Genomic DNA, 11,087 nt, shown 5'->3' with positions numbered 1-11,087 from the left:
GGGCCCGGACCGCGCCGACCCCGGGCCCTCCGGCCGGGGCCCCGGTCCCGCGACGGCGTCACCGCGACCAGACCTCCCGGAACTTCCCACTGCACGGATCCGGACGAGGCGGATCGGGGGAGGGCTCGAAGCCTCGAGCACAGTTCCCGCGGAAACCCGTCAATGCTGATGAGGCGCCAACAGGCAGGAGATCACCATGAACGACGTCTGCCCGGAACCTGGGCTGCCACGACCGCTGCACCCACCACAGTTCCCCGAGACCTCGATGGCTACGGCCACCATCCCGACACAGGCCGCCCGCTCCTGCCACGTCCTCGTCCTTCCCGGAGGCGGTTATGTCGGGCACGCCGACAACGAGGCAGAGCCTGTGGTCGAGTGGCTCACCCTGCGCGGCCTCTCGGCCAGTGTCTTCCGCCACCCCGTGCACATGAGGCACCCGGTCCGCTCCACGCAGTGCGGGCAGAAGTGCGCAGGATCAAGGACAGCGGCGCCGAGAAGGTCGCCCTACTGGGGTTCTCTGCCGGCGGGCACCTGGCAGGCCATGTCGCGCTGACCGCCTTGCCCTCGGATCCTGAGCGAGTCGATGCTGTGATCCTCAGTTACCCCGTGGTGTCCATGGAGCTCGACACCCACCAGGGATCGCAGATTGCCTTGTTGGGGGAAACCCCCCACGCCGCTGCACGGGCCGCAACTTCCCTGGACCGGCTGGTGACGGCGTCCGCTCCGCCCTTCTTCATCTGGCACACTGCGAATGATCCATCGGTGCCTGTGCAACACTCCTATCTCCTGGCTCAGGCTCTGGCTCAGGCTCTGGCTCACCACAGCGTGTCCCACGCCCTTCACGTTTTTCCTGAAGGAGCGCATGGTCTCGGCCTGGCCAGAGCCGCAGGAGAGGCGGAATCCTGGACCGCACTGTGTGCATCATGGCTCGGTCACTTCCTGCTGACTGATCAACGGGTCCAACAAATTGGCTGACCCGTCCGCGGTTGCGCCACAGTCAGCATGTAGCCGCCGCGCGGGCGCCCACGACCAGACATCCGACCACTCCCACCGGTCCGCGCCTGCCTACCGGCAGCCGCAACGAGACTCCTGCGGCACCGTGGCCGCTCACTCGCCCGGAATCCAGGGCGGGTCCTGTTCCTGTGGGGGGCCGGTCGAGGTCTTCCCGCCCGAACTCGGTGCACTGAGCACGTGCGAACGGCAGGTGCTCCACGTCCGGATCGTCAGGTCGACCGTGAGCACCTCAGCGCACTCGACGGGAGCCCTGCACCACCGACAAGCTCCAGGAAGTCCTCGACCAACTCCGCACCCGCGACACCGCTCGAGCCCACCGCCCCCTTCTGCTCGTTGAGTCCTTCCCGGGCTGTGACCAGCGGTGAGGAGCACAGCCATACCGCAGGTGGTGATGGGCCGACGGAGGGGCGCGGAGGCGGACGTCAGGTCCCCGCTCACACGTGATGCGGACAGCACCGGCTCCACCCCGGCGATCTCCTCGAGCCGTTCCGGACGGCGCCACGGCCGTCGCAGATCAGGAACCGTCTGCATCGCCTGCCGCTGGCCGGAACAACGGCTCGCGTGAATCGTCAGGTTCGGCACCCAGGGTGCGGACCGGCATCGAGTCCACCGGTTTCTCGGCCAAGGGCTGACGTCTCGTCATCTCGAGGCCACCCTCGACGTCGTCGAGGTCACGCCTCTGCGCCCCCTCCGCAGGCACGCGAGGGCGTGGCCTGGAGAAGCCGGTGGAAGCCGTAGCCGGAAGGAGTCCCGTGAGGACGACCGACAGCACACCGAGACGCATTCCCGGTGTCGTCGAAGGAATCCGCTCTTCCGGTCACGCCCGCCATTGCCTCCTCGCCAAACCTTGTGGCACACTTCACAATACAGAAAGTTGACTGTCAACAGTCAACTGGAGCAACTGAGTCCTCGGTGCACCTCTGAGTCGTGCAGGGCCGAGCATGCCCGCCCACGACCTGGCGTGCGATCCCTGGCGATGTCCGATGACTGCCCTTCCGGACGACATCGTCGGTTTCCCTGGACGAAGACGTCCGATTTCCGACTCGATTCCGTTCATCGAGGATCTGGTCGCCTCAGGCGACCGACCACCCGTTCGTCTGTCGGCGCGTCCGGCACCACCCGTACTGGAGAAGAAATGGACACCATCGTTCTGGTCCATCTCGCCGTCGCGGTCATCGGCATCGTCCTGATGATCGTCTGGGCGAAGATCAACCCCGTCGTCGCACTGGTCGTCGGCGCGCTCTATCTCGGTGTCGCCGCAGGGCTCGGCTTCGAGGCCTCGGTGGCGGCCGTCAACACCGGCTTCGGGGCGCTGATGGCCGAGGTCGGGCTGATCATCGGCTTCGGTGTCATGATCGGCACCACGCTCTCGGCCACCGGCACGATGCAGCGCGTCGTGGACGGGCTGCTGAAGCTCGTCGGGCCCAAGCGGTCGCCCTACGTCCTGGGGCTGACCTCGGGCATCATCTTCCCCTCGATCTACTTCGACGTGGCCCTGGTCATCCTCGCCCCGATCGCCGGTGCCATCGCCAAGCGGACGGGCAAGAGCATCGCAACCCTGGCCGGCTCACTGGCGATCGGACTGGAGGTCGGCCTGCTGATCGTGGTCCCCGGTGTCGCGGCCATCGCGGTTGCCGGACCGCTCGGGGTCGAGATCGGCACCATGCTGCTGTGGGGCATTCCGCTCGGTATCTTCTTCATCATCTCCAGCATCTTCGTGCACGACCTGCTGATGCGGAAATTGTTCAACCCGGCCACGGACCGGGATCACAGCTTCGACGACTCCGTCTTCGGGGAGTCGATCGAGGAGGAGCGCGCCCGCCTCGAGACCCTGCGCGAGACCGGGCCCACCACCCACGGCACCACCGAGGTCGCCGGCACCTCCGCGGGCACCGTGGTCGTGACCACCCCGACCCGTCCGATGCCGCTGCCCGTCGCGATGCTGCCGGTCATCGTGCCGATCCTCCTCATCGTCCTGGACACCGTCACCGGACTCATCGGCCAGGAGATCGCCGTCCTCGGCTTCGTCGGCAGCCCCGTCGTCGCCCTGCTCATCGGCCTGCTCATCGGCATCGTCCTCGCGGTCCCGGCCGTCACCCGCGACGGCATCGACGACCTGCTCACCCGCGGCGCCCAGACCTCCGGCTCGATCCTGCTGTTCACCGGAGTCGCCGGCTCCCTCGGGCAGGTGATCACCGAGGTCGGCATCGGGGACATGATGGCAGCCCTGTTCCAGGCCAACGCCACGATCCCGGTCCTGCTCACCTGGACCATCGCCGCGACCCTGCGCATCGCACAGGGTTCGGCATCGGTGGCCGCGATCACCGCGGCCACCCTGCTCGCCCCGATCATGGGCTCCATCGACGCCCCGCCGATCCTGATCCTGCTGGCCGCCGGTACCGGCGCCGCGTTCGGCGCCCACGTCACCGACAACACCTTCTGGATCTTCAAGCAGATGCTCGGGTTCACGACGAAGGGAACGTTCAAGATCTACACCCTCGCCCAGTCCACCTTCGCCGTCATCGGCCTGGGCGTGTGCCTGCTGCTCGATCTGTTCATCTGAGCCCGCCCCGTCCCGCACGCCGTCACGAGACTCCCATGCCACGCATTCCACCGCGCAGAATCACCTTCATCGGGCTCGGGGCCATCGGCCTGCCGATGGCCGGGCAGCTCCTGGCCGCCGGATTCGAGGTCACCGGCGTCGACCCCTGCCCCGATCAGCGGGCGAAAGCGGCCTCACGAGGAGTGCCGGTGGAGGAGATACCGGTGTCCGCGGCGGAGGCCGACGTGGTGATGTGCATGGTGGCCACACCGGAGCAGCTGCGGGCCGTCGCGCTGGGCGAGGGGGGCCTGCTCCGGCGCATGCGCGAAGACAGTGCCCTGGTGGTGATGAGCACCGTCGGACCCCGTGCGGTGCGCGAGGTGGCCGACGCCGCCCCGCCCACCGTGGCCGTGCTCGACGTCCCCGTCACCGGAGGCGTCGCCCGAGCGGTCACCGGGGAGCTGAGCATGTTCGCCTCGGGCCCCCCGAGGACGCTTGAGCAGGTGCTGCCGGTCCTCGAGGCCTTCGGCACGCTCGTCGACTGCGGTCCGGAGATCGGCCAGGGCCAGTCGTACAAGGCCGTCAACCAGCTGCTGTGCTCTGTCCACATCGTGGCCGCGGCCGAGGCACTCGCCTTCGCGCAGGAGCTCGGCCTGGATCCGCAGAAAGCACTTTCCGCCGTCACCGGCGGCGCCGGGGGCTCATGGATGCTATCCGACCGCGGCCCCCGCATGCTCCAGGGGCTCGATGCCGAGGTGACGAGCACGATCGGCATCTTCGTGAAGGACTCCACCCTGGTGAAGGACATCGCCGACGACATCGGGTTCGACGCCCCGATGGTCACCACCGCCCAGGCGAAGTACCGGACGGCGCAGGATGCCGGCTGGGAGCACAGGGACGACTCCCAGGTGATCCGGACCTACCGGCGGTGACCCCGGTCCCGCGTCCTCGGCGGCTCGGCCGGACCATGGTGTCGAACTGTCGGAACGCGGAGGAGCCGGCTTCCGACGGCGCCGGTCGGAGGTCGTAGCGGGAGATCCGATGTTCGAGGCGCTCCGGGCGCGGAATGTCTGCAGCGCGGTCGAGCTCGATGCGAACCACGCACGGAGGAGCCGGACCCGCGCCGCCGCAGAGCCGCCCTCTGTTGACCCGGCGCGTGCACCCGTGGGATGGTTTGATGAACGAACGGTCGGTTGGTCAGGGACGGAGTGGCCCACGCCGGCCCCGTCCCGCAGCGACAGGAGTTCCACCATGTCCTCAGCCCCGCAGGCCTTCCTCGTCGGAGGCACGCGCACCCCGGTGGGCCGCTACGGCGGCGCGCTGGCGGGCGTGCGACCCGACGACCTCGCCGCGCTGGTCGTCAAGCACGCGGTGACCGACGCCGGGATCGATCCGCACGACGTCGACGAGGTGATCCTCGGCAACGCCAACGGCGCCGGCGAGGAGAACCGCAACGTCGCCCGCATGGCCTGGCTCCTGGCCGGCTTCCCCGACACCGTCCCGGGCATCACCGTCAACCGGCTGTGCGCCTCGGGCCTGAGCGCGATCACCATGGCCTCCCACATGATCAAGGCCGGAGCGGCGGACATCGTCGTCGCCGGCGGCGTGGAGTCCATGTCCCGCGCCCCATGGGTCATGGAGAAGCCCGCCAAGCCGTACGCGAAGCCCGGGGAGGTCTTCGACACCTCCATCGGCTGGCGCTTCACCAACCCGGAGTTCAAGAAGCACGACAAGATGACCTACTCCATGCCCGAGACCGCCGAGGAGGTCGCCGGGCTCGACGGCATCACCCGCCAGGACGCCGATGCCTTCGCCGTCGCCTCCCACGAGAAGGCGCTGGCCGCGATCGACGCCGGGCGCTTCGCCGAGGAGATCGTCCCCGTCACGATTCCCGGCCGCAAGGGCGCCACGACCGTGGTGGACACCGACGAGGGGCCCCGCCCCGGCACCACCGCCGAGGTCCTCGCGAAGCTGCGCCCGGTCGTGAAGACCGACGGCATCGTCACCGCCGGCAACTCCTCCTCGCTCAACGACGGCGCCTCGGCGATCCTCGTGGTCTCGGAGCGGGCCGCGCAGAAGTACGGGCTGACGGCCAGGGCACGGGTGGTCGACGGAGCCTCCGCCGGCGTCCCGCCCCACATCATGGGCATCGGCCCGGTCCCGGCGACCCGGAAGGTGCTCGAGCGCACCGGGTGGGACATCGACGACCTGGGGGCCGTGGAGCTCAACGAGGCCTTCGCGACCCAATCCCTGGCCTGCATCCGGCGCCTGGGCCTCGATCCGGGGACCGTGAACAACGACGGCGGGGCCATCGCGCTGGGCCACCCGCTGGGCTCCTCCGGCTCCCGGCTCGTGGTGACCCTGCTGGGCCGCATGGAGCGCGAGGACGCGGAGAAGGGCCTGGCCACCATGTGCGTGGGCGTGGGCCAGGGCACCGCCCTGCTGGTGGAGAAGCTCTGATGGCCGGCCCGAGCAAGATCCTGGGCGGGGAGTTCACCGCCCTGCGCCTGGAGGAGCGCGAGGACCGGTTGCACGTGGTCCTGGACCGCCCCGAGGTGCGCAACGCCATCGACGCGACCATGGTCGAGGAGCTGCACACGGTGTGCGGCTACCTCGAACGGCACCCCAAGATCCTGATCCTCTCCGGCACCGAGGTGAACGGGAAGGGGGTCTTCGCCTCCGGCGCCGACATCGCCCAGCTGCGCGAGCGCCGCCGGGACGACGCCCTGGCCGGGATCAACTCCCAGATCTTCGACCGGATCCACAGGCTCCCGATGCCCGTGATCGCCGCGATCGACGGCTACGCCCTGGGCGGGGGCGCCGAGCTGGCCTACGCCGCCGACTTCCGCATCGCCACCCCGCACCTCAAGCTCGGCCAGCCCGAGACGAACCTGGGCATCATCGCCGCGGCCGGCGGGCTGTGGCGGCTCAAGGAGCTCGTGGGCGAGCCGGTGGCCCTGGACATCCTCCTGGCGGGCCGGATCCTCGACGCGCAGGAGGCCCTGGCCCTGCACCTGGTCACCGAGCTGCACGAGCCCGCCCGGCTGGTGGCCGCCGCGCACGCGGTGGCCGACCGGATCGGCGCCCAGGACCCCCTGGCCGTGCGGATCTCCAAGCGGGTCTTCGCGGCCCCGCCCGCCGCGCACCCGCACATCGACGAGCTCGCCCAGGCCGTGCTCTTCGAGTCCCAGGCCAAGTTCGACCGCATGCAGGCGTTCCTGGACCGCAAGAAGACCAAGAGCTAGGAGCAGCCCATGAGCGAGAAGCACGAACTGACCGTTCCCGCCGTCGTCGGCGTCCTGGGCGGAGGCCGGATGGGCGCCGGGATCGCGCACGCCTTCCTCCTCGCCGGATCGAGGGTGACCGTGGTGGAGCGCGACGGCGTGGCCGCCGACGCCGCCCAGGAGCGCATCGAGCGCGACCTGGCGAAGTCGCTCGAGCGCGGCTCCGTGGACGGCAACCTGGAGGAGTGGTCGGAGAACCTCACCCTGTCGCTCAACCACGAGGACTTCGCCGACGCCCAGCTGGTGGTCGAGGCCGTCCCGGAGGTCTGGGAGCTGAAGATCCAGGCCCTGCAGGAGGTCGAGCGGAACCTCGCCGGGACGGCGTGGCTGGCCACCAACACGTCCTCGCTGTCCGTGGACGGGCTCGCCGAGCACCTGGCCCGCCCGGAGCGGTTCTGCGGGCTGCACTTCTTCAACCCGGTGCCGGCCTCGAAGCTCGTGGAGGTCGTGCTCTCGAAGCACACCGGGGACGAGCTCCGGGCACTGTCGGTGCAGTGGGTGAAGGGCCTGGGCAAGACGCCGGTGGTCGTCAACGACGCCCCCGGCTTCGCCTCCTCCCGCCTGGGCGTGGCGATCGCCCTGGAGGCCATCCGCATGGTCGAGGAGGGCGTGGCCTCCCCCGAGGACATCGACAACGCGATGGTGCTGGGCTACAAGTTCCCGGTCGGCCCGCTGGCGCTGACCGACATCGTGGGCCTGGACGTGCGGCTGGGCATCGCCGAGTACCTCGCGTCCACGCTCGGCGAGCGCTTCGAGCCCCCGCAGCTGATGCGGGACATGGTCGCCCGCGGGGAACTCGGCCGCAAGACCGGCAAGGGCTTCTTCGACCACGGCAGCTGACGCGGGGCCGTACCGTAGGAGGATGGACTCGAGACCGGGCGCCCCGGCCGGCTGGGACGGGGCGCTCAACGCCCGGCACCTGGCCGGGGACGTCTGGCGCATGGGCCGTGCGGAACGGCTCACGCCCGCCGGGTGGCGGGCCGCCGCGACGGACGGCGTGCGGACGGTCGTGGACCTGCGCAACGCCGGCGAGCGACGACGCCGCCGCACCGACCCCGTGGACGAGCCGGCCGCCCGTGCCGGCATCACCGTGCTGCACCGGCCCACCGAGGACCCGGCGCACCCGGAGTTCCCGCTCGTGGGCACCCCGTACCTCAACTCCCCGCGCGGCTACCGCGACTACCTGCGGCTGTTCCCCGGGCCCGTCGCGGAAGCCGTCCGGACGGTCGCGACCGCCGAGGGCGCCGTCGTCGCGCACTGCTCCGCCGGGCGGGACCGCACGGGTGTGCTCGCGCTGCTCCTGCTGCGCCTGGCCGGAGCGGGCCCGGAGCGCGTGGTCGCCGAGGACGAGGCCGCCACTCGGGGGATCAACGAGTGGCACCGGATCTCGACGGTTCCCCACCCGGTGGAGCGCCACCGCCCCGAGGAGGAGCTGGCCGCGGTGCTGGCGGACCGGCGTGCGGCGCTGGAGGAGCTCGTGGCCGGCCTCGACGCCGAGCGGTACCTGCGGGACGCCGGCCTCACCACGGCGGAGCTCGCGGCGCTGCGCCGGCGGCTCAGCCGGCCGCGCGGTCCTTGAGGAAGTTGGTGATCCGCACGGTGCACAGGCGCGTGCCGTCCTCGTGCACGATCAGCACCTCGTGACAGGTCAGCGAGCGCCCGAGCTGCACCGCGGTGGCCGTGGCCGTCACTGTGCCCGTGCGACAGGAGCGGTGATGGGTGGCGTTGACGTCGACCCCCACGGCCACCTTGCCCATGGTGGACGCGTGGATCACGGCCGCCCACGACCCCACGGCCTCACCCAGGGCGACCATCGCCCCTCCGTGCAGCAGGCCCAGTGACTGCCGGTTGCCCTCGACCGGCATCGTGGCCACCACGCGTTCGGCGGACTCATCGAGGACGGTGACGCCCATCTTCTCGTCGAGCTCGCCCAGGACGATGCGCCAGGGCTCGTGGGTCGCGGTCATGGTTCTCCTCGGGAACGGGGACCGGAACCCGGCCTGCCCTGGCCCCGGCGTGTGACGTAGGTTATCGTGATCATAATACCGAACGATCGGTCAGGATGCGGGCCCTCCGGCCCGCACGCACCCGAGCGAAAGGACCACTCATCGTGGCAGTTCAGACCCCGACGATCCTTCCCAGCTATCTCCAGGGCCGGTGGTGGGCCCCCGAGGACCCCCAGCAGGTCACGGAGGTCACCGACGCCTCGACCGGCGAGGTCGTGGCGCGGGTGTCCACCGACGGCATCGACATCGCCGCCGCCGTGCAGCACGGCCGGGCCGTCGGCCAGCGGGCGCTGGGCGAGCTGACCATCCACGAGCGGGCCCTGAAGCTCAAGGAGCTCGCGAAGCACCTCACGGAGCACAAGCAGGAGCTGTACGACCTCTCCTACGCCACCGGGTCCACCCTGAAGGACCACTTCTTCGACGTCGACGGCGGCATCGGCACGCTCTTCACCTTCTCCTCGAAGGGCCGCCGGGAGCTGCCCAACGCCAACGTGATCGTCGACGGGGCCGTGGAGCAGCTCTCCAAGGACGGGTCCTTCCTGGGCGAGCACATCTACACGCGCATGCCGGGGGTGGCCGTGCAGATCAACGCCTTCAACTTCCCGGTGTGGGGCATGCTCGAGAAGTTCGCCCCGGCCTTCCTCGCCGGCATGCCGACGATCGTCAAGCCGGCGACACCCACCGGCTACGTCACCGCGGCCTGCGTGCGACTGATGATCGACTCCGGCGTCCTGCCCGAGGGCTCCCTGCAGCTGGTCTCCGGCTCCGCACGCGACCTGCTCGACCACCTGGACTACCGCGACCACGTCGCCTTCACCGGTTCGGCCGGGACGGCCCGGTCGCTGCGCAACCACGAGAACGTCGTCAACGGCGGGGTGCGGTTCACCGCGGAGACGGACTCGCTCAACGCCGCGATCCTGGGGCCGGACGCCACCCCGGACACCCCGGAGTTCGAGGCCTTCGTCAAGGCCGTGTTCGTGGAGATCACCGCCAAGGCCGGGCAGAAGTGCACGGCGATCCGCCGGGTCATCGTCCCCCAGGAGCGGGTCGAGGACGTGGTGGCCGCGGTCGCCGAGCGCGTGCAGCAGCGCGTGGTCATCGGGGACCCCCGCGCCGAGGGCGTCACCATGGGCGCCTTGGCCTCGAAGGAGCAGCAGCGTGAGGTCCGCCGGGCCGTGGACCAGCTGGTCGCGGCCGGGGGCACGGTGCGCCTCGGCGGACCAGACGCCCCCGTGGGTGACGCCGACGCCGAGAACGGGGCCTTCTTCCCCGTGACCGTGCTCTCCTTCGACGACCCGGAGACCCCCGAGGTGCACTTCGTCGAGGCCTTCGGCCCGGTGACCTCCGTGCTCGGCTACACGGACGTCGACGACGCCGTGCGGCTCGCCGCGCTCGGCGGCGGGTCGCTGGTGGCCACCGTGTGCACGAACGACGGCGCCACCGCCGCCCGCTTCACGGCGGGCATCGGCTCCCACCACGGCCGGGTGCACTTCCTCAACCGCCAGGACGCGAAGACGTCGACCGGCCACGGCTCGCCCATGCCGCACCTCGTGCACGGCGGACCCGGGCGCGCCGGCGGCGGCGAGGAGCTCGGCGGGGTGCGCGGGGTCAAGCACTACATGCAGCGCACCGCCATCCAGGGCTCCCCCGACATCCTCACGGCCGTGACCGGCGTGTGGCACCAGGGCGCGGCCGCGAACAGCGTGACCCGGGAGGCCGTCGAGAGCGGCACGGGCGAACACCCCTTCCGGAAGTCGCTGGAGACGCTGCGGATCGGCGACCAGTTCGCCTCCGAGCTGCGCACCGTGACGCTGGAGGACATCCAGCACTTCGCCGACACGACCGGCGACACGTTCTACGCCCACACGGACGAGGAGGCCGCCACGGCGAACCCGTTCTTCCCGCGCCGGGTGGCCCACGGCTATCTGCTGGTCTCCTGGGCGGCGGGGCTGTTCGTGGAGCCCGCCCCCGGACCGGTGCTGGCCAACTACGGCCTGGAGAACCTGCGGTTCCTCACACCGGTCACCTACGACGACGCGATCCGGGTGACCCTGACGGCCAAGCAGATCACCCCGCGCGTGACCGACGAGTACGGCGAGGTGCGCTGGGACGCGGTCCTGCACAACCAGCACGACGAGATCGTGGCCACCTACGACGTGCTGACCCTGGTCGCCAAGACCTGGCCGGCCGCCTGACACCACCACGCCCGATCCCCGACCCACCGCTGCGCCGAGCCCCCAA

9 protein-coding genes are annotated in these 11,087 nt (G+C 70.6%); 8 read left to right on the top strand and 1 reads right to left on the bottom strand.

Annotated elements, in window-relative coordinates; translation table 11 throughout:
• The first annotated feature begins 465 nt into the window (after positions 1-465).
• From ACH9EU_RS09630 to ACH9EU_RS09600, 7 genes are all read left to right on the top strand, one after another.
• Positions 466-975: a prolyl oligopeptidase family serine peptidase gene (locus tag ACH9EU_RS09630; protein ID WP_396413716.1), complete on the top strand. Its 510-nt coding sequence runs from the start codon at positions 466-468 to the stop codon at positions 973-975.
• A 1,174-nt stretch (positions 976-2,149) separates the two neighbouring features.
• A complete protein-coding gene (locus tag ACH9EU_RS09625; RefSeq protein ID WP_396413715.1) occupies positions 2,150-3,577 on the top strand; it encodes a GntT/GntP/DsdX family permease in 1,428 nt (475 codons plus the stop codon).
• Positions 3,550-4,488: an NAD(P)-binding domain-containing protein gene (locus ACH9EU_RS09620; RefSeq protein ID WP_396413714.1), complete on the top strand. Its 939-nt coding sequence runs from the start codon at positions 3,550-3,552 to the stop codon at positions 4,486-4,488. The genes ACH9EU_RS09625 and ACH9EU_RS09620 overlap by 28 nt, the downstream gene beginning before the upstream one ends.
• A gap of 319 nt (positions 4,489-4,807) precedes the next feature.
• Positions 4,808-6,016 carry an acetyl-CoA C-acyltransferase gene (locus ACH9EU_RS09615; protein ID WP_396413713.1) on the top strand — a complete coding sequence of 403 codons (1,209 nt, stop codon included), beginning with the start codon at positions 4,808-4,810 and terminating at the stop codon, positions 6,014-6,016.
• Positions 6,016-6,801 (top strand): enoyl-CoA hydratase-related protein, encoded by a 786-nt coding sequence (locus ACH9EU_RS09610; protein ID WP_396413712.1) that lies wholly within the window; start codon positions 6,016-6,018, stop codon positions 6,799-6,801. The genes ACH9EU_RS09615 and ACH9EU_RS09610 overlap by 1 nt, the downstream gene beginning before the upstream one ends.
• A gap of 9 nt (positions 6,802-6,810) precedes the next feature.
• Positions 6,811-7,680 carry a 3-hydroxyacyl-CoA dehydrogenase NAD-binding domain-containing protein gene (locus ACH9EU_RS09605; protein WP_396413711.1) on the top strand — a complete coding sequence of 290 codons (870 nt, stop codon included), beginning with the start codon at positions 6,811-6,813 and terminating at the stop codon, positions 7,678-7,680.
• Between the two features lie 22 nt (positions 7,681-7,702).
• The gene (locus ACH9EU_RS09600; protein WP_396413710.1) at positions 7,703-8,419 is read left to right on the top strand and encodes a tyrosine-protein phosphatase; all 717 of its coding nucleotides are present in this window, start codon (positions 7,703-7,705) and stop codon (positions 8,417-8,419) included.
• Here ACH9EU_RS09600 and ACH9EU_RS09595 read toward each other — a convergent pair.
• Positions 8,397-8,807 carry a hotdog fold thioesterase gene (locus ACH9EU_RS09595; protein WP_396413709.1) on the bottom strand — a complete coding sequence of 137 codons (411 nt, stop codon included), beginning with the start codon at positions 8,805-8,807 and terminating at the stop codon, positions 8,397-8,399. The genes ACH9EU_RS09600 and ACH9EU_RS09595 overlap by 23 nt on opposite strands.
• Positions 8,808-8,902: 95 nt before the next feature.
• Between ACH9EU_RS09595 and paaZ the strand changes: the two genes are divergently transcribed.
• A complete protein-coding gene (gene paaZ, locus ACH9EU_RS09590) occupies positions 8,903-11,041 on the top strand; it encodes a phenylacetic acid degradation bifunctional protein PaaZ (protein WP_396413708.1) in 2,139 nt (712 codons plus the stop codon).
• The last annotated feature ends 46 nt before the right edge of the window (positions 11,042-11,087 follow it).

It is taken from the genome of Kocuria rhizosphaerae (genome assembly GCF_044462265.1).
GTDB classification, from domain to species: domain Bacteria; phylum Actinomycetota; class Actinomycetes; order Actinomycetales; family Micrococcaceae; genus Kocuria; species Kocuria rhizosphaerae.
The sequence above is the reverse complement of the archived record's forward strand: the minus strand, read 5'-3'. Positions and strand labels throughout refer to the sequence as shown.

Excerpts from the sequence above, each read along its gene's own strand:
- ACH9EU_RS09625 (WP_396413715.1), top strand. The coding sequence starts at position 2,150 with ATGGACACCATCGTTCTGGTCCATCTCGCCGTCGCGGTCATCGGCATC.
- ACH9EU_RS09615 (WP_396413713.1), top strand. The coding sequence starts at position 4,808 with ATGTCCTCAGCCCCGCAGGCCTTCCTCGTCGGAGGCACGCGCACCCCG.
- ACH9EU_RS09610 (WP_396413712.1), top strand. The coding sequence starts at position 6,016 with ATGGCCGGCCCGAGCAAGATCCTGGGCGGGGAGTTCACCGCCCTGCGC.
- ACH9EU_RS09605 (WP_396413711.1), top strand. The coding sequence starts at position 6,811 with ATGAGCGAGAAGCACGAACTGACCGTTCCCGCCGTCGTCGGCGTCCTG.
- ACH9EU_RS09600 (WP_396413710.1), top strand. The coding sequence starts at position 7,703 with ATGGACTCGAGACCGGGCGCCCCGGCCGGCTGGGACGGGGCGCTCAAC.
- ACH9EU_RS09595 (WP_396413709.1), bottom strand. The coding sequence starts at position 8,807 with ATGACCGCGACCCACGAGCCCTGGCGCATCGTCCTGGGCGAGCTCGAC.
- paaZ (WP_396413708.1), top strand. The coding sequence starts at position 8,903 with ATGCGGGCCCTCCGGCCCGCACGCACCCGAGCGAAAGGACCACTCATC.